Annotated in this window: 19 protein-coding genes and 1 tRNA gene; 8 read left to right on the top strand and 12 right to left on the bottom strand. The window is 64.7% G+C overall.

Translation table 11 applies throughout. The features are described 5' to 3' along the window. The first annotated feature begins 102 nt into the window (after positions 1–102). Positions 103–309, top strand: coding sequence for a hypothetical protein (locus tag LGH83_RS09930; RefSeq protein ID WP_131113279.1), 207 nt, complete (start codon positions 103–105; stop codon positions 307–309). Between the two features lie 63 nt (positions 310–372). Here LGH83_RS09930 and LGH83_RS09925 read toward each other — a convergent pair whose 3' ends face one another. Continuing rightward, the gene (locus LGH83_RS09925; RefSeq protein WP_227401650.1) at positions 373–1,059 is read right to left on the bottom strand and encodes a TetR/AcrR family transcriptional regulator; all 687 of its coding nucleotides are present in this window, start codon (positions 1,057–1,059) and stop codon (positions 373–375) included. An 82-nt stretch (positions 1,060–1,141) separates the two neighbouring features. Between LGH83_RS09925 and LGH83_RS09920 the strand changes: the two genes are divergently transcribed. Next, positions 1,142–2,056, top strand: coding sequence for an NmrA family NAD(P)-binding protein (locus LGH83_RS09920; protein ID WP_227401649.1), 915 nt, complete (start codon positions 1,142–1,144; stop codon positions 2,054–2,056). A gap of 96 nt (positions 2,057–2,152) precedes the next feature. Here LGH83_RS09920 and LGH83_RS09915 read toward each other — a convergent pair whose 3' ends face one another. Beyond that, positions 2,153–2,518, bottom strand: a complete 366-nt coding sequence (locus tag LGH83_RS09915; protein ID WP_227401648.1) for a porin — start codon at positions 2,516–2,518, stop codon at positions 2,153–2,155. 166 nt (positions 2,519–2,684) lie between these two features. Between LGH83_RS09915 and LGH83_RS09910 the strand changes: the two genes are divergently transcribed. Then, positions 2,685–3,722: an aspartate-semialdehyde dehydrogenase gene (locus LGH83_RS09910; RefSeq protein WP_131113275.1), complete on the top strand. Its 1,038-nt coding sequence runs from the start codon at positions 2,685–2,687 to the stop codon at positions 3,720–3,722. Positions 3,723–3,808: 86 nt separating this feature from the next. After that, a complete protein-coding gene (locus LGH83_RS09905; protein WP_227401647.1) occupies positions 3,809–4,546 on the top strand; it encodes an SIMPL domain-containing protein in 738 nt (245 codons plus the stop codon). Positions 4,547–4,549: 3 nt separating this feature from the next. Here LGH83_RS09905 and LGH83_RS09900 read toward each other — a convergent pair whose 3' ends face one another. From LGH83_RS09900 to LGH83_RS09880, 5 genes are all read right to left on the bottom strand, one after another. Then, positions 4,550–4,984 (bottom strand): SRPBCC domain-containing protein, encoded by a 435-nt coding sequence (locus LGH83_RS09900; protein ID WP_227401646.1) that lies wholly within the window; start codon positions 4,982–4,984, stop codon positions 4,550–4,552. A gap of 110 nt (positions 4,985–5,094) precedes the next feature. Beyond that, positions 5,095–5,179: transfer RNA gene (locus tag LGH83_RS09895), tRNA-Leu, on the bottom strand. 114 nt (positions 5,180–5,293) lie between these two features. Continuing rightward, entirely contained in the window at positions 5,294–6,928 is a 1,635-nt protein-coding gene (locus LGH83_RS09890) for a heme biosynthesis protein HemY (RefSeq protein WP_227401645.1), read from the bottom strand. 58 nt (positions 6,929–6,986) lie between these two features. After that, entirely contained in the window at positions 6,987–8,492 is a 1,506-nt protein-coding gene (locus LGH83_RS09885; protein ID WP_227401644.1) for a COG4223 family protein, read from the bottom strand. Between the two features lie 64 nt (positions 8,493–8,556). Further along, positions 8,557–9,468, bottom strand: a complete 912-nt coding sequence (locus tag LGH83_RS09880; RefSeq protein ID WP_227401643.1) for an HpcH/HpaI aldolase/citrate lyase family protein — start codon at positions 9,466–9,468, stop codon at positions 8,557–8,559. Positions 9,469–9,552: 84 nt separating this feature from the next. Here LGH83_RS09880 and LGH83_RS09875 point away from each other — a divergent pair, with 84 nt between their 5' ends. Then, positions 9,553–10,488 carry a threonine/serine dehydratase gene (locus tag LGH83_RS09875; RefSeq protein ID WP_227401642.1) on the top strand — a complete coding sequence of 312 codons (936 nt, stop codon included), beginning with the start codon at positions 9,553–9,555 and terminating at the stop codon, positions 10,486–10,488. A 61-nt stretch (positions 10,489–10,549) separates the two neighbouring features. Here LGH83_RS09875 and LGH83_RS09870 read toward each other — a convergent pair whose 3' ends face one another. The 4 genes from LGH83_RS09870 to LGH83_RS09855 all read right to left on the bottom strand — a co-directional run bounded on the left by LGH83_RS09870 (position 10,550) and on the right by LGH83_RS09855 (position 16,045). Then, positions 10,550–10,984, bottom strand: coding sequence for a DUF6481 family protein (locus LGH83_RS09870; protein ID WP_227401641.1), 435 nt, complete (start codon positions 10,982–10,984; stop codon positions 10,550–10,552). 150 nt (positions 10,985–11,134) lie between these two features. After that, the gene (gene gpmI / locus LGH83_RS09865; protein WP_227401640.1) at positions 11,135–12,661 is read right to left on the bottom strand and encodes a 2,3-bisphosphoglycerate-independent phosphoglycerate mutase; all 1,527 of its coding nucleotides are present in this window, start codon (positions 12,659–12,661) and stop codon (positions 11,135–11,137) included. 73 nt (positions 12,662–12,734) lie between these two features. After that, positions 12,735–15,332 carry an ABC transporter permease gene (locus LGH83_RS09860; protein WP_227401639.1) on the bottom strand — a complete coding sequence of 866 codons (2,598 nt, stop codon included), beginning with the start codon at positions 15,330–15,332 and terminating at the stop codon, positions 12,735–12,737. Then, entirely contained in the window at positions 15,329–16,045 is a 717-nt protein-coding gene (locus tag LGH83_RS09855) for an ABC transporter ATP-binding protein (RefSeq protein ID WP_413771151.1), read from the bottom strand. The genes LGH83_RS09860 and LGH83_RS09855 overlap by 4 nt, the downstream gene beginning before the upstream one ends. A 109-nt stretch (positions 16,046–16,154) precedes the next feature. Between LGH83_RS09855 and LGH83_RS09850 the strand changes: the two genes are divergently transcribed. Next, positions 16,155–16,793, top strand: coding sequence for an arylesterase (locus LGH83_RS09850; RefSeq protein ID WP_413771150.1), 639 nt, complete (start codon positions 16,155–16,157; stop codon positions 16,791–16,793). Positions 16,794–16,895: 102 nt separating this feature from the next. Next, entirely contained in the window at positions 16,896–19,337 is a 2,442-nt protein-coding gene (locus LGH83_RS09845) for a DUF3772 domain-containing protein (protein ID WP_227401636.1), read from the top strand. A gap of 24 nt (positions 19,338–19,361) precedes the next feature. Here the strand turns inward: LGH83_RS09845 and LGH83_RS09840 are convergent, their stop codons facing one another. Then, positions 19,362–20,159 carry a glutamine amidotransferase gene (locus LGH83_RS09840; protein ID WP_227401635.1) on the bottom strand — a complete coding sequence of 266 codons (798 nt, stop codon included), beginning with the start codon at positions 20,157–20,159 and terminating at the stop codon, positions 19,362–19,364. Between the two features lie 301 nt (positions 20,160–20,460). On the opposite strand from LGH83_RS09840, the gene LGH83_RS09835 reads away from it, so the two are divergent. Next, a complete protein-coding gene (locus tag LGH83_RS09835; RefSeq protein ID WP_227401634.1) occupies positions 20,461–20,625 on the top strand; it encodes a hypothetical protein in 165 nt (54 codons plus the stop codon). Positions 20,626–20,760: the final 135 nt, after the last annotated feature.

Here is a 20,760-nt window from a genome sequence, read left to right as displayed (position 1 = left end):
TTGCGACGGCCCAGCCGGAGTTGAACGGTTTTGGTTGCGCCGCGTTGATGATCAGAACGGCCGGCAGACGATCCTCTGTCGTCCGCACTGAAAGGAAGCACCATGCGTTTCATCATCATGTCGGCGGCGGCCCTCTGTCTCCTCGGTTCGGCTGCGACGGCTCAGGCCGGCTGCATCACGGGTGCCATCGTCGGCGGCGTGGCCGGTCACATGGTCGGTCATGGCGGAGTTGGCGCGGCCGCCGGTTGCGCGGTTGGCCACCACAACGCCAACAAGAAGAAGCAGCAGCAAAACGCGCAGCCGAAGTAAACGTCTGTTCGACCTGCCGATTGAAGCCGTCCCATCAGGGGCGGCTTTTTTGTTATCGCTCGATCACGCTGGCGATTCCCACCGATCGAGCCAGCCGCCCTTCGACAAAAGATGGATCGCCTCATCGACCCGGCGGAGCGCATCCGCCTCCAACGTCCCCGGATCATCGCCGACGAGCGCACGCATCTGGTGCGGCACGAAGGTGATCTCGATGAATTTCGCCGCGACCGGCATCGCGGCTTCGAGAGCGTCGGCCTCCCGCGACGCATCACCCACGATCGCTTCGGCGATCCGACGAACGCCGCGATCCCGTCCGATCCGGTCCGTCAAGACCGTGAGGTCGGGAAGACGATAGGCCGTCGTCATGACGACCCGCATGAAGGCCACGATTTCGGGGCGAAGCGCATGGGTCAGGATGCTATGTCCCACCGCACGTAAGCGTGCGTGCAGAGGAAGATCGAGCGGAACCTCGCCCGACGGCGCCAGTGAGCCCTCGACATTGCGACGCACGACAGCGGCGAACACCTCTTCCTTGTTGGCATAGCGCGCATAGATGCTGGCCTTGCCGGCACCGGCCTCGACCGCGATCTGCTCGCAACTTGTCGCCTCGAATCCGAGACGCAGAAAAAGACGATGGGCGGCATCCAAGATCCGTCGATCCACCTCGCCAACCTGCTCGACGGAGGGTCGGCCACCTCGGCGCCGCTTGGTGGTCTTGGTTTCTTCTGAGGAGGTATTTTCCGCTTGCATCGCCGGATCACATACGCCATCAAGCGCCAGAATAAAACTGAACGATGTCGTTCAGTTTTAATTTGAGAGGGAAATCGGTATCATGAGCGATACTGCTCAGACTGTTGCTCTTGTCGGCGCGACAGGCGACTTGGGTCATCGGATCGCAGCCGCTTTAAGTCGGAAGGGCGTGGTGGTCCAGGCGCTGATCCGGGTCGGCACCTCGGGCGAGAAACAAGCCCGACTCCGCGCCACGGGCGCGACGCCTGTCGAGGTCGATTTCGCAAATGCTGCGGCGCTAAAAATCGCACTCACGGGCGCGGCTTGCGTCGTCTCGTCCCTGAATGGGCTCGAGCCGACCATCCTTGGCCTGCAGGGCCGTTTGCTCGATGCAGCCGTCGCGGCGGGCGTGCCGCGCTTCATCCCGTCCGATTTCTCGCTCGACTTCACCCGGACGCGTCCCGGTGACAATCGCAACATGGACCTGCGACGCGCCTTCATGGCGCGTATCGATGCGTCGCCGATCCACGCGACCTCGATCTTGAACGGCGCCTTCGCGGATTTGCTGACGGGTGAGGCCCCGATCGTTCTGCCTAAAATCCGTCGCATCCTCTACTGGGGCGATGCAGACCAAGCTCTCGACTTTACGGCGAAGGACGATGTCGCCGCATACACGGCGGATGCAGCATTGGATGCCGCCGCGCCCCGCTTTCTCCGCATCGCCGGAGCTGTCGTGAGCGCGCGCGATCTTGCGATCACGATGCGGCGGCTGACCGGTGATCCCTACAAGCTGTTTCGTGCCGGCGGCATCGGGCGACTGAGCGCGGTGATCACGATAGCCCGGACGCTCACCCCGAAAACCGACACGCCATTCCCGGTCTGGCAGGGGATGCAATATATGCGCGACATGTCGAGCGGTCGCGGCAAGCTCGCGTCCCTCGACAATGATCGTTACGGCACGAGGGCCTGGACGCGTGCCGAAGACGTGCTGGCGCCCTTCGCCGCATCAAACCCGTAGCCTCGTCGATGACGGCGGAGCCAAGGCCCCCAACACGCGAAACTCCGTTCGCTGCGCTTGGGACGGCGCACAGGATCGATGGCGCCACCCGTCGCGTCAGTGCGCCACGAGATCGGGCGCGCTCGAATGCGGGACCCGGACCGACGCATAGGCTCGGATCGGACCGAACTCCGTCGGCGCGCGGGCGTCGAGATTGATCCGGCCCTCAACGCGGCTATGGGTCAGATCCCGTCCTGTGAGTTTCGATGGCGCGGTGTGAGGACGCACGATCGTCTCGGCTCGAACGTCGCCTGAGAAACGCAGGCAGGTCGAACTCCCAGGGATCACGATGCCAAATCCGGCACAATCCTCAAGCGGCAGGATCGCCGAGGCCTTGAGCGGGCTGCGCTCCGCCGCTCCAGCCGTGATGGGGCAGAGCAGAAGCAGAGGCCCGGCTAAGATCATGCGGAACAGGAGTGTCATCGGTCGTCCCTGAGTGTCGCCGACCCTTCTTTAATCCATGCTGCGCCGTGACGATATCTCTTCCGACGGGGTGCGCCTCACGGGCGCCATCGTTGCTTGCGCCTGTGCTCTCGCCTATGGATCAGCCGGCGTCATCGTGGCGCAACAGCCTTTAAGGATCGAACCAATGAGTTTTAGGGTCGCCGTCGTCGGCGCCACCGGCAATGTCGGACGCGAAATTCTCGACATCTTGGCCGAACGGGCCTTTCCGATCAGCGAGGTCGTGGCGCTCGCGTCCAGCCGTTCGCTCGGAACAGAGGTGTCGTTCGGCGACAAGACCCTGAAATGCAAGGTGCTGGACAATTTCGATTTCTCCAAGACCGACATTTGCCTGATGTCCGCCGGTGGTGAAATCTCCAAGGCCTGGTCGCAGAAAATCGGCCAGCAAGGGTGTGTGGTCATCGACAATTCCTCCGCGTGGCGGATGCATGCCGATGTCCCATTGATCGTGCCGGAGGTGAATGCCGACGCCATCAAGGGGTTCAGCAAGCTCAACATCATCGCCAACCCGAATTGCTCGACCGCGCAACTCGTCGTGGCGCTCAAGCCCTTGCACGACAAGGCCAAGATCAAGCGCGTCGTCGTCGCCACCTACCAGTCCGTTTCTGGCGCCGGCAAGGAAGCGATGGACGAACTCTTCGCGCAGACTCGCGCCGTCTTCGTGTCGGATGCTCTCGAAACCAGGAAGTTCCCGAAGCGCATCGCCTTCAACGTCATTCCGCAAATCGACGTCTTCATGGAAGACGGCTCGACCAAGGAGGAGTGGAAGATGATGGTCGAGACCAAAAAGATCCTCGATCCGAAGATCAAGTTGAGCGCCACCTGTGTCCGCGTGCCGGTGTTCATCGGGCATTCGGAGGCCATTAACATTGAGTTCGAGAACCCGATCTCGGCCGAAGAGGCGCGGGACATTTTGCGCGAAGCACCGGGATGCCTCGTGATCGACAAGCACGAGCCCGGCGGCTACATGACCCCGCACGAGGCGGCCGGCGAGGATGCGACATATATCTCGCGCATCCGCGAAGACCCGACGGTCGAGAATGGTTTGTCGCTCTGGTGCGTCTCCGACAACTTGCGGAAAGGCGCGGCTCTGAATGCCGTGCAGATCGCCGAGGTGCTGGTGAACCGCAAACTCATCACCCCGAAGCAAGCCAGCGCGGCTTGATCGTGGAGGGCGGCCCCGGCCGCCCTTGCGCGCCGGTTCGGTCTCGTCCGAACGGCAACAATCGCTTCATAGTCGCGGGGGTCTTGATGATCGGACGAATTCTGTTGAGCGGCTGTGCCGTGGCGGTGGTCTTGTCGGCCGCACCGGTCGAGGCGCAGCAGGTCGGACCCACACCCGCGCCATTCATCACGACAGAGGGGCAGGCCACCGCCGAGGTGACGCCGGATACCGCGACCGTGTCGCTCGGTGTCGTCAGTGATCGGCCGAGCGCGACAGCCGCGACGAGCGATGTCGCCAAGGCCGCGCAAGCCATCGTCGACCAGATCACGGCCGAAGGAATCGATGCGAAAGACGTGACTACGACGTCAATCGCATTGACCCCGATTTACCCTGACGACGTCGCGCCGGCGAGATCGACCTCACGCGCACCGCGCTCGTTTCGCGCCTCGACCGATCTCAGCATCACGGTCAAACCAGCGGCGCGAGCCGGCGCGATCGTGTCGCATCTGGTCGACAAAGGCGCAAATTCGATCGAGGGGATCGCCTATACGTCGAGCCAGCAGGCCAAGCAGCTCGACGATTTGAAGGCGGATGCGACGCGGGACGCGATGCGGCAAGCGCAAATCTACGTCGGTGCGCTCGGGCTGCGACTGGGGCGGGTTCTCGAGATCGTACCGGGCAACACCTCGGCCGATACCCCGATGATGGCCTCGAAAATGGCGCGCTCGACCATCATGGCGGCTCCCGCGCCCCCAATTCCAGTCGAGCCCGGCGCTCTCACACTGCGGGCGACCGTCAGCGTGCGGTGGGAAATCCTTCAGTAGCGATTAAACGCCCGCTTCGACGCGGACCTTCAGCGCTTTATTCATGTCGCTCAAGCCGCTTTTCACGGCCTGCTCGGTCACAAGACTCGCAAAGGCGGCAAACGGACCACCAAACGTCTGGACCTGCGTGACTGTGCAGCCACCCTCGGTCCGCGCAATCCGCATCACGTGATCGCGATCGAAGAGGCCCGTCGCGATAAAATGGCTCCGCCACATCAGCTCAACCTCGGGCCTCACCGTGACGATCTCGGCCCGGACCGGTACCGACGGAGCGGCGAGGACCTTGATGTGAACCGTCACAATGTCGCCGACTGTCGCGACGCCGTCCACCGCGGTTAGAAACGGGTTCCAGTCCTTATAACGCGGAAAGTCCGTCAGCACGGCCCAGACCGCAGATGCATCGGCGTTGATGTCGATGGCAGATTCGATCGTGCTCATGGCTTCATCCCGACGTGTTGAACCCGACGTGTTGAAGGTCTGCAAGCCATCGACAATCACAGGCCTCGAAGAGGAGTGGCGGGGAGAACCGGACTATCAGACGAGAAACGTGGTGCGGGCGGTCGGAATCGAACCGACAATCCTTTCGGAACCGGATTTTGAGTCCGGCGCGTCTACCAGTTCCACCACGCCCGCTCACGTCCTCGGTCGTCCGACGACTGTCGCTTCAGCGACGGTCGGCTCGAGCGGCCATCCCTTCGTCTAACCGACCATCACGACAAAATCAAACCCTGATGGAGCGATTTTGGCTCAATTGAAATCGAGACCGTCACGCGGGCCGCTGGCTCCATACCGGCTCCGCGTGGGTCCGGGATCGTCGGGAGCACCAGCGAGCGGAAACACGACAGAGCGATAGCCTTGGCGCTTCACAGGAGGCGGCAAATAAGCGGCTTCGACGGGGCCGGTGGGAAGCACCTGCGGGGGCAATTCACCAGCGATCGGACGTTCTGGGATCGGCGTAGTGCTGTCGCCACTCGGTGCGGCAGAACTCGACTGCTCGATCGAGCGCGCAGGACCATCCGCTTCGGGTGGCGTGCCGGGGCCATTCTGCTGATCATGCGGGAGCGCCATGCGGCGTTGCTCGGGCGCGCTCAATTGCTCGTTCGGGGTTTCCCATACAAAGGCATCGATCCTGCCCGACGCGGGCGAGACGGGAGACCATGTGTCCGAAATAATGCCATCGGCGATCCAGGCCGGATCATGTGGGGCGCGGGCGGCGCGCTGCAGCCACTCGAACAAGGCGCCGGTTTCGCCATGTTCCGCTTCCTCGATATCGGCCATCATCAGACAGGTCCGGGCCGTCGGACGACTGCCCTCCTCGCCGTTGATGAGCGGCGCCATAATCTGTCGCGCCTTGTCGAACTCGCGCGCCTCCAACGCCGCCCGCGCGACGATCAAACGGCTCTCCGGCTGACCCGCGGCGCGTTTGGCCAGCGTCTCGGCACGACCCAGTCGATCCAGAGCCGAATCGCCGACGCGCGCATTGATGTAGGCGGCGGCGAGGTCCGGATGCGGCGTTTCCGCAAAGGCGGTTTCGATAATTTTCGCGGCACGCCGAAGGTCGCCCCTGCTGGCCAGCAAACGTCCAGCCAAAGCGGCGGCCGGAACCAACGTCGGGGCCACGCGAAGAGCCTCGCGCGCGAGCCGGATGGCCTCGTCCGGGCTCCTCTCGGCACAGTCCTGAGCGATAGCGGTCTGCAGGACGGCGCGTTGACGGTTGGCAGTCGGCCGGTCGATCAGGCCGCCTCCCGCGTTACGTTCCACGGCTGCGAGCGCGCCTGCCCAATCGCGTTGAGCGGCGCGATGTTGCAGCACGGCCTGTCCAGCCCAGGGGAGCGACGCCACTTTTTGGGCCTCGGACGCGAACATATAGGCCGCATGGTGGTTGCCTTTGCGATGGGCCTCCATATGCAGGCCGCGCAAGCCGAGCGCGCGGGTCTCGCTCGTGTCGAGCATCTGCGTGAAGATCGCCTGCGCCGCATCGCGATCCCCCGCAAGCTGCGCGGCTTGCGCCTTCAGCAACAACGTCATGGGATCGCCTTGCATGAACCGCCCCGCCTCGGCGGCATGACGCTTGGCCGCAGCGGCATCGCCCGAGCCCACCGCGACCATGCCGCGCGAGAGGGCCTTGAGGCCGCGATTGCGACGCCGGGTGCGGCTGGCGACCGACAAGACAGCAGGCACATTGAAGACGAATCGAATGATCGCCCACGCGATCATCAGAACCACCGCGAGCACCAGCACCGCCAGCAGGCCGACGAGAGTTGAAAACTGGTAATCCTGGCCGCCCCAGGTCACCAGCACGGTGCCGGGATGGTCGGCGAGCCAGGTCGCACCGAGGGCCAGCACGGCCACGACGACGAAGAAGACAAGCGCACGGATCATCGGGGTCCAACCTTGCTGGTGTGCGGTCTCGTCTTGAGGGAGCGCGCCGGCAATCGGCTCATTTCGTCGATCCGAACGCCGTGACCGCACTCGCCACGATCGCGCGGGCGGCGTCCTGCGCGTCGACACGAGCCTTCAATCGATCCGCCCAGGACTGCGATGCAGCCTTGCCATCGTCCGGCAGTTTCTGCCATTCGCCCAGCGCCCCGCTCAGGTCGGCCCGGTTGAGATCGGCGTCGATGCGGGACACGACCGCATCAGGATCGTTCCCGGCCGTCTCTCCGGCTGGGCGAACCTTGACCAAGCCTTGCGCGCTGGCCAACATCCGGTCGAGCACATTGCCGGTCGGCTTCGGCGCCCCCGCGCCCAGCATCTTGTCGCGAACCTGCCCGAACATGGTGATCAGCATCGCGTCGGTCGCGGCGCCCTTATCGGCCGCCGCCGTCAACGGCGCGAGATTGCTCTCGGCAACCCCAAGCGCTTTCAAAGCCGTCACTTCTGGCATGAACGAACGGCCGTCATGCAACGCGCCTTCAATCACCTGGGCCGTCACCGCGATGGGAGCTGCGCGCGTTTCAGCCGCGCTCCCCTCCTGGCGCGCTTCGGTCGCTCGCGCGTCCGACTTCGGGGCCGATAGCGCCGCTTCGAGCGGCGTCACGCGTTGATTAAGGGCCGCGATGTCGCGGCTCAGCGGCGCCAGATCGACATGGGGCAGGGCAGCGACTGCGCCTTGCAGCGACGCCACGGTCTGGCCAAAATCGGCCACTTTCGCGTCGATCGGCCCGAAATCGACCTTGGGCAGCGCCGCAACGGTGCCTTGGAGGGCCGTGATGGACTGGCCAAGGTCGGCCAGCTTTGATTGGATCGGGCCGAGATCGACTGAGGGAGCCGCAACGGCGGCTGTTTCGGCCGGCGCGGCAGTCTTCGACGCGTCTCGTGCGGATTGCGTGTCGGCCAGATCGGTCTTCAGCAGCGCGACCGTCCCCTCGATCGCGCTGAGGCGGTCCTGCAGCGGCGCCAAGTTCGGCGCGGCCGACACGGCAGTCGGACGGGCCTCGAGCGCCGCGATACGCTGCTTCAAGCCACTCATTTCGGTTGTCAAAGCCGCGACGTTGTCGTCGGGCGCTGGATCGTAGAGACGGTATAGCAACGCCCCGAGCATCAGAATCAAGACGAGGCCGAGGAGCGACAGCAAGAGGGGCATGCGGGAGCGGCGCGGTGTCGCGGGCTCTACCATGGGTGACGTCGACACCCTTTCGGTGCCGGAAGCTGTGCCGGTCGGCGGAACCGAGCCGAACGCGCCGGAGCGAGCGGGCTCAGTCGGGGGTTCGGCGGCATCGCGCAGCATGTCGTCAGTCGGAGCGGCGGGTTCGACGTGTTGGAGCGTCTCATCCTGCTCGGGCTTGATCTCGTTCGCCGTGATGTCGGTCGCCCGCACGTCGGCCGGCAAGAGTTCTTCGGCCGTTCCCTCGATCACGGCCGCATCACGCGGCTTCCCGCGGTTGGGCATCGCCTGGCCGAACGGGCGCGGTTCCGGGGGGACCCGAACCTCTTCATCCGCCATGCGCTCATCCTCCCCAAATCGCATTCATTCGCCCGTGTTCTCTACCGCGATAAGCGACACGGGGTCAAAGCCCGCTCCTGACGTTGGGCGTCTCGATTTGGTTCCGGGCCGTGATCGCGGCCGCCGTCGCGAGGGTCGCCCGTGCCATCTCGGCATGCAGCACCTCCACCATTCGGCCGCCGACCCGCAACGTGCCGCGGCCCGCATTGGCGGGATCGTCAAAGGCGCGGACGATCGCCATAGCCTCCGAAAGATCGGCGTCGGTCGGTGAAAAAGCAGCGTTGCAGATGCCGATTTGCCCGGGGTGGAGCAAGCTCTTGCCGTCGAACCCGAAGTCTCGCGCCTGGACGCATTCGGCGCGCAGACCGCTGGGATCGTCGAGGTCGTTGCACACGCCGTCGATGATCGCGAGGCTGTGGCGCCGTGCCGCGAGAACGCAAGCGGAAAGCCACGCCTGCATCGGCGCCCGGCCCGGCACAAACCGGACGCGGGTCTCGCGCGCGAGGTCGTTCAGGCCCATCACCAAGACATCGAGCCGGGATGCCGGATCGCCAGCAAGGCTTGCCAGGGCATCGATCTCTGTGACGGCAGCCGGTGTTTCGACCATCGCCCAAAGCCGGACATCCTTGGCCGCACCCATGTTGCCGAGGCGGCGGGCGATGTTCAGGATATCGAGGCTGGTTTCGACTTTCGGCAGAAGAATTGCGGATGGCGCCGCCGCTGCGATGATCTTGAGATCGTCCACGCCCCACCGGGTGGTGGCGTGGTTGAGGCGAACCACGACCTCGCGCGACCCGAAGGCCCGCGCCCGCACGGCGGTCTCGACCGCTTGGCGAGCCCGCACCTTCTCGTCGGGCAAGACGGCATCCTCGAGATCGAGAATGATCACATCGGCGTCGAGCGTGGCGGCTTTCGCGATGGCACGCGGGTTCGATCCGGGAACATAGAGCGCACTGCGACGCAGACGGATCGTCATGAGTGTCGGCTTTCAGGTGAAGTTGCCATGACGTGCCAAAGCGCCGATGGAACACCAACGTCAACGTCTAACGCGGAATAAGTGATGCTGAACCACGACGATATTCGGGCCGCTCGGGCACGGATCGCGCCTCACCTCCGACGAACGCCGCTGTTCGAGATCGCGGGCCAGGACGGAAGGCCGCCGATCTCGCTCAAGCTCGAATCGCTCCAGCGCACCGGCAGTTTCAAGGCGCGCGGCGCCTTTAACGCGATCCTATCGGGGACGGTGCCGAAGGCCGGGGTGACCGCTGCCTCGGGCGGCAATCACGGCGCTGCCGTGGCCTGCGCGGCCCAGAGCCTCGGCGTGCCGGCGCGGATTTTCGTGCCCACGATGGCGTCGCCGGTGAAGATTTCGCGGATCCGGCACTATGGCGCCGAGGTGCTCGTCGAGGGTGACCGCTATGCCGACGCCTTGGCGCTCTGCGAAGCGCACGCCGCATCGTCCGGCGCGAAGCAGATCCATGCCTTCGACGCCGCCGAGACAGTGGCCGGGCAGGGGACAATCGCTCCGGAATGGGAGGAGGATCTCGATCGCCTGCGGCTCCGGCCGCTCGATACGGTGTTGATCGCGGTGGGCGGTGGCGGATTGATCGCCGGGATCGCGGCCTGGTTCGCGGGGCGCGTCAAAGTCGTCGGCGTCGAGCCCGCCGGGTCATGCGCGCTGCATGCCGCGATGCAGGCAGGGCATCCCGTTGATGTGACCGTGCAATCGGTCGCGGCGGATTCGCTTGGGGCCAAGCGCACCGGCGATCTCAATCTTGCGATCGCCAAGCTCTATGTCGACCACATCGCGCTCGTGTCCGACGAGCAGATCATCGTGGCACGTCAGTCTCTTTGGGACGAATGGCGGATCGCCACCGAGGCCGGCGGGGCGGCCGCTTGGGCGGCCTTGCAGGCCGGCGTGTATCAGCCGGATCAAGACGAGCGCGTGGGTGTCTTGCTCTGTGGCGGAAACGTCGACCCGCAGATCTTCGCCTAACGCCTGCCGGAGCCGATGACAGCGGGTTCGTTGTCGACGAACCCGCCGGTGTCAGCCAACCTTACTTCACGCGTGCCTTGCGGGCGGCATATTTCGCATCGCGCTGGGCCTTGCGGGATACCTCGTCGGCGATAATCCGGGCGGCGCGTTCGAGACGAGCTGTTTCCTCGGCTGCCTTGGTGGCTTCGCGCGCCTGCTCTTCGGCAAGACGCTCGGCTTCTTCGGCCAACACGCGCGCGGCGCGTTCCTCGGCCTCGAGAGCCTCCATCGCGGCTCGTTCCTCGGCGGCAATGCGTTCGCGCTCGACGCGCTCGGCTTCCTTGGCGGCCTGACGCGCCTCGCGCGCTTCGACAACCGCGCGGCGCGCTTCCCGCTGCGCGATGACTTCTGGATCGTCGTCAGCCGGCTTCGTACGGAATTTTTCGAGCAGCGCCTGCTTGGCTTGAGCTGCCGTCTGCTGGCGATCGGTGAAATTGGTGTCTTTGAACTTGGCCAAGATTGTCCCTGGATTAGCGTGCTGGTCGATGGGAAAGCGGGCGGCGATCGTTCGCCGCAGGCTCGACGCCGCGACTGCCTGCTACTCCAATATCGTGCGCTTTGGAAGACATCACAGTCGGTTTGCCGGGATTTGACCGCCGAAAACGGCCTAAATACGCGTGATGAGCGATCGACCGGTCATTTCGGCCGGCTGAGCGACGCCCATCAGGTCGAGCAAGGTCGGGGCCACATCGGCCAGTTTGCCGTCGGTGATGGAGAGTCCATTGCCGGCCGAGAGGATTATCGGCACTGGATTTGTCGTATGCGCTGTATGCGGCTGCCCCGTCACCGGATCGCGCATCACTTCGCAATTGCCATGATCGGCGATAACCAGCAAGGCGCCGCCGGCCCGCGCTACGGCATCGGCAATCCGGCCGAGGCCCGTGTCGACGGTTTCGACCGCTTTGACGGTTGCGGCGAGATCCCCCGTGTGGCCGACCATGTCGGGATTGGCGAAATTCAGGACGATGAGATCGAAACGCCCGCCGTCGATCGCGTCGACCGCTTTCTGGGTCAGTTCGGGCGCTGACATCTCGGGCTGAAGATCATAGGTCGCCACTTTGGGAGACGGCACCAGAATGCGTTCCTCGCCCGGATAAGGCGTCTCCTCGCCGCCGTTCAAGAAATAGGTCACATGCGGATATTTTTCGCTCTCGGCCATGCGAAGCTGAGTCTTGCCGAGTTTGGCGACCGCGGCGCCAAGAACGTTGTCGAGGTTCTGTGGCGGAAACAGCGTTTCCACATGCTTGTCGAGTTCGGTGCCGTAGGATGTGACACCGACCGCCGCCGCAAGCCGCACCTGCCTTGGGCGCGGAAACCCGACGAAAGCCGGATCGAGGAGTGCGGCCAGCAACTCGCGGACGCGATCGGCGCGAAAGTTGAACGACAGCAGACCGTCGCCATCGCGCATGCCCGCATAATCGCCGATCACGGTCGCGGGGACGAATTCGTCGCCTGATCCAGCCGCGTGGCTTGCCGCGATGGCGGAGCCGGCTTCGGCCGCATGAGCCCCCTTGGCGTCGACCAAAAGATCATAGGCCTGGACGACCCGCTCCCACCTCTTATCGCGATCCATCGCATAGAAGCGTCCGCAGACCGTCGCGATCCGAGCGCCGCTTGGTAGGGCGGCTTCGAGTGCCGCGAGATAGTGCGCGCCGGAGCGGGGCGGGGTGTCGCGTCCGTCCGTGAAGGCGTGGACGTCGACACCGATCCCGGCTTGGGTAAGGATCTCGGCCAACGCCACGGCATGGGTTTGGTGCGAGTGAACGCCGCCGTTCGACACGAGACCGACGAGATGGCAGCGACCGCCGGTCTGCTGCAGACGTGTGATGAAATTTCGGAGGGTCGGGATCCGGGCCAAAGACCCGTCCTGCGCCGCCAGGGTGATGCGCGGCAGCTCCTGCATCACGACGCGGCCGGCCCCGATGTTGAGATGCCCGACTTCGGAATTGCCCATCTGCCCCTCAGGCAGGCCGACGTTCAAACCATCGGTCCGCAATGTGGCCGACGGTCCGCCGGCGCGAAGCCGGTCGAGCGTCGGCGTGCGGGCCTGTAACACCGCATTGTCGTCCCGATCGCTCCGCAGACCGAGCCCATCGAGGATCACCAGCATCACGGGGCGGGGCGGGGTCGTCATGCTAGGCTCCTCGATGATGCGGTGCGGCCCATCGCATAACACGTCAGGCTGCGTTTGGAAGGAGCCCGCGTCGTCAGCTTGCGCGGAGGAACGAAGCCGGCTTTTCGCCAAGAATGCGCCATGTGCCGGCAAGACCCAGCACCACCGTCAGCACTAGGGCCGAAAGCGCCGCGCCGATGGCTGGACCCCACGCGAAGGTGAAGCCGAAATCCATGACGCGCGTCACGATAAAGTAAGCCGCCCCGCCGCCGGCCAAGATGCCGAACAGTGCCGTCGCGCCGCCAAGGATCGCATATTCGATCAGCAACGACGCCAGAAGCCGGCGCCGCGTCGCGCCGAGAACCTTCAGCACCACGGCATCGTAGACGCGTGCGCGGCGGCCGGCCGCCAGGGCGCCCGCCAATACCAGGATCGAGGCCACGATCGCGACACCGGACGCACCCCGGATCGCCAAGGCGAGTTGGCCGACGAGATGATCGAGCGTCTGCAGCACGTCTTTCACACGGATCGCCGTCACGGTCGGGTAAGCCCCAGCCACGGCTTTCAGCAAGGCGACTTCCGGCGCGTCGCCGCCGCCCTTGGCGAATGTCGCGGTCGCGAGATCCGAATGCGGCGCCCCCGCGAATGTATTGGGCGAGAACACCATGAAGAAGTTGATGCCGAGCTTTTCCCATTCGATTTGGCGGAGACTGGCGATCTTGGCCGTGACGGTGCGCCCGAGCACATTGACGCTGATCGTGTCGCCGAGTCCGATCCCGAGGCCCTCCGCCAGGCCCTTGTCGAAGGACACGAGCGGCGGCCCGCTATAGCCGACCGGCCACCATGCGCCGGATGTCAGGGTCGAGCCATCCGGCACGACATCCGAGGTGGTGACGCCGCGATCGCCTTCGAGCGCGAAGGCGGATCCCGGCTTTGGCTTGATCTGCGCCACCGGGACGCCCTGCAGCGCCACGATGCGGCCGCGCATCATCGGCACGGCTGCGACGCTGACGCCCGGCGCATGGGTCGTCACGAATTGCTTGAACGCGTCCTGCTGGTCGCTCGGTATGTCGGCGAAGAAGAAGCTCGGCACGTCACCGGTACCCGCATCGGCGATCTGTCGGCGAATATTCACGTCGATCAGCGTCAGCGTGACGAGAAGCGCAAGCCCAAGGCCGAGCGACAGCACGACGGAGGGCGTGAGCGCGCCGGGCCGATGGATGTTGCCGAGCGCCAGCCGGGTTTCCATCCGGCCCGCATGGGGCAGGGCCCGTGCGAGCCGCATCAGGGCCAAAGCGACGAGCCGTAGCAAGCCGAACGCCACCAGCGTGGCCCCCATGTAGATGGCCGACAGCCGCCAGTCGGGCGTGAAGAGAAATACCGTTCCGATCAACGCCGCGACAGCGAGGCCGACATAGATCTGATAGCGGCGTCGAAGGCGCGTCTGGTCAGGGTCGATTTGATCGCGGAACAGAGCCGAAACCGGAATGTCATGCGCGCGGCCGAGGGCGCCGAGCGAAAATGCCAGGGTGGTGAGGAAGCCATAGAGCGCGCCCTGCAGCAACTCGCGAGGATAGACGGACGGGTCGAGCGGGAACGGGATATATTGCCCAAACAGGGCCAGAATCACGAAAGGCAGCGCAGCGCCCGCCGCTAGACCGGCTAGAATGCCAACAGCCGCGACTGCCAGCACCTGCGACAAACTAATGGCGAAGACGAGCCCGCCGGGCGCGCCGAGCGATTTCAGGATCGCGAGACTGGCGCGCTTACGCTCGACCGTGGCTCGCACCGCATTGGCGACGCCGACGCCGCCGATCACCAGAGAGGTGAGACCGACGAGCGTCAGAAACTGGGTGAACCGCCCAAGGTTGCGGTCGAATTCCGGCGAGACGTTGCGGCGGGTGCGAATGTCCCATCCGGCTTGCGGAAAAGCCGCCTTGGCGGTGTCGACGAACCGCGTGAGATCCGCGTCGCCGACCGGGGCCGCATCGGCCTTGGCGAGTTCCACGCGTGTGGTCCAGCGCACGAGCGAGCCGAGACCCGACAGGCCAGCGGCCCGCAGGCCATCGGCCGACATGAGCACGCGTGGGCCGAGTGCGATGCCGCCCGCAAGCTTATCCGGCTCCTGGCGCAAGGTGGCGCGCAGCACGAAACGGCCGGTGCCGATATCGAGAATGTCGCCGATCTTGCTCTCGAGCCGCGCCGCGATCGTGGCGTCCGCCGCTATCCCGAAGAGGCCGTCCGCGCCTTTGTCGAGCGCGGCCGCAAGGGGTTGGGGTGGGTCGAGCGTCACGGATCCGACGAGCGGGTAGCTCGCGTCTGCCGCCTTGATGTCGATGAGCGTGGCATTGCCGTCGGCCCGCCGCGCCATGGCGCGCACTTCGCCGATCGTCGAGGTTCGACCACGAGCGGAGACCAGAGCGGCCTCCTCCGGGCTCAACAATGCTCCGACCCGGGAGAAGGAGGCGTCTCCACCGAGGATCGTACGACCCTGAACAGCAAGCCCCTCCGCCAGGCCGTCGGCGACCGAGCCGACCCCCGTGATGGCGGTCACGCCCAACGCGATACAGGCGAGAAAAATCCAGAACCCGCTCAGTCCGCCGCGCAGGTCACGGACAGCAAGCCGGAGAACCGTCGCGAGCGACGACCCGGTCCGACCAGGCGTTTCGCGGGGCAGCGAGGCGGCCGTCATTGAGCCGCAACGCGTGTCGCCGCATCTACCGACTGGGTCACCTGAGGCTCGATCAGCCCCGAACGCAGGCGGATCGAGCGATCGCAGCGCGCCGCAAGGTCGGTGTCGTGGGTCACGAGGATCAACGTGGCATTGCGATCGCGGCGGGTCGCGAACATCAGGTCGATGATCGACTGTCCTGTCGCATCGTCGAGATTGCCGGTCGGCTCGTCCGCTACGATGATGGAGGGGTTTGGCGCGAGGGCTCGCGCCAATGCGACACGCTGCTGCTCGCCGCCGGAGAGTTGCGCCGGATAATGCGAGAACCTCTCGCCGAGCCCCACCGACGCGAGTTCGGCGCGTGCCTTGTCGAAGGCTTTGGGATCGCCGGCGAGTTCGAGCGGCACGGCGACGTTTTCGAGCGCCGTCATGGTCGGGATCAGGTGGAACGATTGGAACACGATGCCGATCCGCGCGCCGCGAAACCGCGCCAATGCATCCTCGTCCATGCGGTTGAGAACGGTGCCGTCGATCGTCACGGTGCCGGATTGGGCACGTTCCAGCCCCGCCAGCACCATCAGCAGCGTGGATTTGCCCGAACCGGACGGGCCGGTGAGGCCCACGGCTTGGCCGCGCGGGATGCTGAGGCTCACGCCCTTGAGGATATGAACCCTGGCGGCTCCGCGTCCGAGACTTACATGGACGTCATCGAGTTCAACGACCGGGTCCGCCATCATGCCATTCTGTCCTGCCGCATCCTCTCGCCCCGCGATCCCGTGCGGGAGCGTAGCCGTCCGATCGGCTCGTGTCCCATATGGGGGAGCCTTGGCGATATGTCAGGCGCTGCGCGCGTTTGTCGTGCTCCTCGTTTCTGGTGTGGCTGCCGCGCACCCCTCGACCGCGGAGGCGGCGAGACGGCCCGTGCAGGTGGTGGCGCTCGGCGATAGCCTCTCGGCGGGATACATGCTGCCGGCCGATGCGGCTTTTCCAGCCGTCCTGCAAAAAGCGCTGCAGGCGCGCGGCCTCGACGTGACGGTCGCCAATGCCGGCGTGTCGGGCGATACGGCGGAAGGCGGCCTGCAGCGGCTCGATTGGTCGGTGCCCGATGGCACCGATGCCGTGATCCTGGAACTCGGGGCCAACAACATGCTGCGCGGCCTCAGCGCGGCCACGACCAGGCAGACGCTCGACACGATCATCACCCGCCTGCAGGCGCGGGGAATAAAAGTGTTGCTCACCGGAATGATGGCGCTCCCGAGCCTCGGGAAGCAATATGGCGACGAGTTTCAAGCCATCTATCCGGCCTTGGCGCAACAACATGGGGTTCCGCTCTACCCATTTTTCCTCAACGGCGTCGCACAAAACCCGCAACTCAAGCTCGCCGATGGCCTCCATCCCAACGAGGCGGGCGTCGCCGTTCTGGTTCAAAACATTCTGCCCAGTGTCGAAGCGCTGGTCGTTTCGGTTGCGCCAAAAGGGTGAACGGTCGCAAGATCGCCCGATTGAGCAGGCTTTAAGCGGAGGGTCTCTTCCGCGTGTCGCGTCATCGTGGCGCAAGCCGCGCGTCTCAATCATGGATGTGCCTTGCAACGTTCCTCCCTTCTGCTCGTCCTGTCGCTCCTGGCGTGCCTCGTTTCGGGGTTCGTCGCGTCGGCTCAGGAAGGGTCGGCGCCGGCCGCAACACCCATCGCGCGTCTCGACACGGCCAAGAATACGCTCGACCAGATCGAAGCGGCGCTGACGCGCAGCAATGTGTCCGATGCCGCGTTGCAAAAGCTGCGAAACGATATCGACCCCGTCGCGACGGATCTTCAAGCGGTCGTGACGGAATTGACCCCGCGCGCCGAAGCCGCCAAAGCGCGCTTGGCTCAGCTTGGTCCCAAGCCTGACGCCAAAGCGGCGCCCGAGTCGCCGGACATTACGGCCGACCGGGTCGCGCAGGAAAAGCTCTACAACGACCTCGACGCGACCCTGAAACGCGCCAAAGTTCTGATCGTCCAAAGCACGCAGCTCGAAACGACGGTGAGTTCGCTCCGCCGTGGCCTGTTCACGCGGTCGGTGCTGGCCCAATCCTACAGCTTGCTCGATCCACGATTGTGGATTCCGGTCGTCTCGGAATTGCCGTCCGATGCCCGCGCGATCGGGTTTCTGGCTCAGGATTGGTATGCCGGCGTCGCCGCAAAGATCGAGCCTTGGCAACTCGCCGTGGTGATTGCCCTTTTGATCTTGATCGCGGCGGCTTACGAACCGGCCCAGCGGATTGGACGACGCGTGTCGGCGCGTCACACCGATACGGTCGGCCCCTCACGCCTGCGGAAGGTTTCGGCGGCGCTCTGGGTAGCGTTCGTGACCGCCGTCGTCCCGATCATGGCTCTGATGTTGATCGGGGCTTTGCTGATCGGCTTTGATCTCCTGAACACGCGGCTGCAAGGAATCGCATCGGCCTTCGTTCGCGCCGTGCTGATCGTCGCCATCAATGTGGGTCTCGCGCGAGGTTTCCTGTCGCCACGCCGTCCCAACTGGCGCCTTCCGCCGATCAGCGACAACGGCGCCATCCGCCTCTACAATCTCGTCATCGCCGTCAGTTCGATCGTGGCTCTGACGCGTTTTGTCGAAGCCCTCAACGACACGATCTCGGTCGGCCTCCCGACCGCCATCGCGTCGCGCGGGCTTCTGACCGCCGCAGCGACCGGCATGATCCTGCTGACCTTGGAGCGGCTTGGGCTCGGGCCAAGCGATGCGTCCGATAAGGCGCCGCGGGCGAAGACGGCCGGACGCGATTGGTCCAATCCGCTGCGCCTGCTGTTCTGGCTTTTAATTGCCATTCTGGTCTCGGCACTGCTGACCGGGTTCATCGCTTTTGCGGCCTTTCTGGTCCTGCAGATAGCGGTCGTCACAGCGATCGGCATCTTGCTCTACATGTTACTGACGCTGACCGACGAGGGGATCGAGACCGGGTTCCTGCCCAACCATCGGCTTGGGCGCGCCATGACGCAGACGCTCGGCTTGCGGCGCGATTCGCTCGATCTGATCGGCATCTTGTTGAGCGGCGCTATTCGGGTCGTGCTGATCACGATCGCGATCCTGCTGGCTCTCGCGCCATGGCGGATCGAATCGGGCGACATGCTGTCGACCGTCCAGGCCGCTTTCTTCGGTTTTTCGATCGGCGACGTGACGATCTCGCCATCCTCGATCGCCATCGCGATCGTGCTGTTTCTCGGCGGCATCGGCGTCACCCGCGCCGTTCAACGCTGGCTCGAGGTCAAGTTCCTGCCGCACACACGGCTCGACACCGGGCTTCAGAATTCGATCAAGACGAGCCTCGGCTATCTGGGCTTCCTGGTGGCGGTTTCGCTCGGGCTCAGCCAACTCGGTTTGAGTGTCGAGCGACTCGCGATCGTCGCCGGCGCCTTGTCGGTCGGTATCGGTTTCGGCTTGCAGTCGATCGTGAACAATTTCGTGTCCGGCCTGATCCTCCTGTGGGAGCGGGCGATCCGCGTCGGCGATTGGGTGGTGGTGGGGGACGAGCAAGGCTATGTGCGGCGCATCAACGTGCGGTCGACCGAGATCGAGACCTTCGATCGCGCGACCGTGATCGTTCCGAACGCCAATCTGGTGAGCGGCGTCGTCAAGAACTGGTTGCGGAACGACCATGTTGGCCGGATCAGAATTCCATTCACGGTTGGTATCGCGGTCGACCCCGAACAGATTCGCGACATCCTGATCGGAGCCGCGAAAGACCACGATCATATTTTGTCGATCCCCTCTCCGCAGGTCGTGTTTGCGTCGATTGGCGAGGCCAATATGAAGCTTGAGCTTATGTGCTTCATCGAGGATGTCGAGATGTCGCAGCGGATCACGAGCGATCTGCTTTTCGAGATCCACAAAGGCTTTGTGGCAATCGGCATCGGAGTGCCCGCACCGCCTCCGGTGGTCACCAGTCCGGCGCTCGACAAGCTCGATGCGTGGCTCTCGGCCAAGGTGAGCGAGATGCCGCAGAAACAACGGGCCGCCGCCAACGACTAACGGCGCAGCCTCTCCTCGCGTCGCTTACGGGATCAGCACGGAGCCGTCGCTCGGGTCCGCCGCAAAAGCATGTTCCGCATGCATCGCCTGGTCGGGGAGTGCGGGGACGCGCCCACCCGACACCCAGGAGCGCAGAAATGCTTCGGACCAGCGGGCCACCGCCGCATCATATTGGAACCAGCCCTCGAGATGCACGCGGGCCGGGCGTGCCCCGAGATCGGTCAGCCGATGCGCCGCCATCACGGTCCACTTGCACATCATTGCGTAGGTGACCTCCGGGTGAAACTGCACCGCGAAGGCAGGGCCGTGGCAGAACGCTTGGCATTCGAAATCGAGCCCGGTCGCCAGCAGCGTTGCCCCGGCTGGTTTGTCGAAACCTTCGTTGTGCCATTGGTAGACACGCCGCGGGAAGGCGCCGCCGAACATCGCCTCGGCTGCCGGTGTCGGCGTGATCGGGTAATAGCCGATCTCGACGCGCCCCTCCGGATGGGGATAGATCCGTTGGCCGAAATGGGACGCCAGCATCTGCGCGCCGAGGCATACGCCGAGAAAGGGCGCATTCTCGCGCAGCGGAACCTTGATCCAGTCGATCTCGGTTCGGATGAACGGGTCCGGATCGTTGGCGCTCATCGGACCGCCGAAGATGATCGCTCCAGCATGGTGTTTCATGGTGTCGGGGAGTGGATCACCGAGAACAGGTCGGCGGATGTCCAACCGATAGCCCAGCCCGCGCAACAAGCGGCCGATTCGACCAGGCGTTGATGTTGGCTGATGCAGGATGATCAGCACAGGCTTCAAGCCGCTCGTCGTTGACGAAGACATGTCGAAACTCTGGTTCAAGGCGACTCCAGGCCGGCTTGCGGCAGGAGACGCGGCAGCAAAGATCGTGCCGCGCCTTATGCGCCACTCCGACGGACGCTTCGTGGTGAGAATAAAACGCAAGCGAATGATAAACGAGTTTGTTCCTCTCTCCGATAGCAGTTTGCCCATCGCGCTGGCATATTCATCCACATGAGGGCAGAGACCGCCATGATGTCGGTGGGTTGTTCGGGCCCGGTCATTGCGGTCGCGGGGGACAGACGCGGTGAACGATGATGAGGTCGAGCATGAATCATCGCAGCCGATGAGCGACGATGATCGTCTGGAGACCGTTCTGACGACGCTTTTATATCTTCGCGCCGATCTCGAAAGCCTGGACCCTGCGGCGGCGCGAGCCCTGTCGGTGACGATCGACATGGTCGGCGAAACGCTAACGGCTCGTCGCGTTCGATCCGGCAGCTGGGATTGAACCTGCTCCGCGCGTCAATCCGGCACGGGTCCGCATCGGTTCGCCGCACGTCGCTCGCGCGTCATGAAGAAACAGCAGACTGGTCATCATCGCGTCTTGCGTCGAGCCCTGGGTGCTGTCGAGCGGATTGAGCAT

Origin of the sequence: Lichenihabitans sp. PAMC28606 (genome assembly GCF_020616535.1) — a bacterium.
Taxonomy (GTDB): domain Bacteria; phylum Pseudomonadota; class Alphaproteobacteria; order Rhizobiales; family Beijerinckiaceae; genus Lichenihabitans; species Lichenihabitans psoromatis.
The sequence above is the reverse complement of the archived record's forward strand: the minus strand, read 5'-3'. Positions and strand labels throughout refer to the sequence as shown.

What these genes read in the sequence shown, in the direction of transcription:
- LGH83_RS09905 (WP_227401647.1), top strand. Translation starts at nt 3,809, where the DNA reads ATGATCGGACGAATTCTGTTGAGCGGCTGTGCCGTGGCGGTGGTCTTG.
- LGH83_RS09910 (WP_131113275.1), top strand. Translation starts at nt 2,685, where the DNA reads ATGAGTTTTAGGGTCGCCGTCGTCGGCGCCACCGGCAATGTCGGACGC.
- LGH83_RS09915 (WP_227401648.1), bottom strand. Translation starts at nt 2,518, where the DNA reads ATGACACTCCTGTTCCGCATGATCTTAGCCGGGCCTCTGCTTCTGCTC.
- LGH83_RS09885 (WP_227401644.1), bottom strand. Translation starts at nt 8,492, where the DNA reads ATGGCGGATGAAGAGGTTCGGGTCCCCCCGGAACCGCGCCCGTTCGGC.
- LGH83_RS09860 (WP_227401639.1), bottom strand. Translation starts at nt 15,332, where the DNA reads ATGACGGCCGCCTCGCTGCCCCGCGAAACGCCTGGTCGGACCGGGTCG.
- LGH83_RS09920 (WP_227401649.1), top strand. Translation starts at nt 1,142, where the DNA reads ATGAGCGATACTGCTCAGACTGTTGCTCTTGTCGGCGCGACAGGCGAC.
- LGH83_RS09930 (WP_131113279.1), top strand. Translation starts at nt 103, where the DNA reads ATGCGTTTCATCATCATGTCGGCGGCGGCCCTCTGTCTCCTCGGTTCG.
- LGH83_RS09835 (WP_227401634.1), top strand. Translation starts at nt 20,461, where the DNA reads ATGAGCGACGATGATCGTCTGGAGACCGTTCTGACGACGCTTTTATAT.
- LGH83_RS09880 (WP_227401643.1), bottom strand. Translation starts at nt 9,468, where the DNA reads ATGACGATCCGTCTGCGTCGCAGTGCGCTCTATGTTCCCGGATCGAAC.
- LGH83_RS09890 (WP_227401645.1), bottom strand. Translation starts at nt 6,928, where the DNA reads ATGATCCGTGCGCTTGTCTTCTTCGTCGTCGTGGCCGTGCTGGCCCTC.
- gpmI (WP_227401640.1), bottom strand. Translation starts at nt 12,661, where the DNA reads ATGACGACCCCGCCCCGCCCCGTGATGCTGGTGATCCTCGATGGGCTC.
- LGH83_RS09840 (WP_227401635.1), bottom strand. Translation starts at nt 20,159, where the DNA reads ATGTCTTCGTCAACGACGAGCGGCTTGAAGCCTGTGCTGATCATCCTG.
- LGH83_RS09900 (WP_227401646.1), bottom strand. Translation starts at nt 4,984, where the DNA reads ATGAGCACGATCGAATCTGCCATCGACATCAACGCCGATGCATCTGCG.
- LGH83_RS09855 (WP_413771151.1), bottom strand. Translation starts at nt 16,045, where the DNA reads ATGGCGGACCCGGTCGTTGAACTCGATGACGTCCATGTAAGTCTCGGA.
- LGH83_RS09925 (WP_227401650.1), bottom strand. Translation starts at nt 1,059, where the DNA reads ATGCAAGCGGAAAATACCTCCTCAGAAGAAACCAAGACCACCAAGCGG.
- LGH83_RS09875 (WP_227401642.1), top strand. Translation starts at nt 9,553, where the DNA reads ATGCTGAACCACGACGATATTCGGGCCGCTCGGGCACGGATCGCGCCT.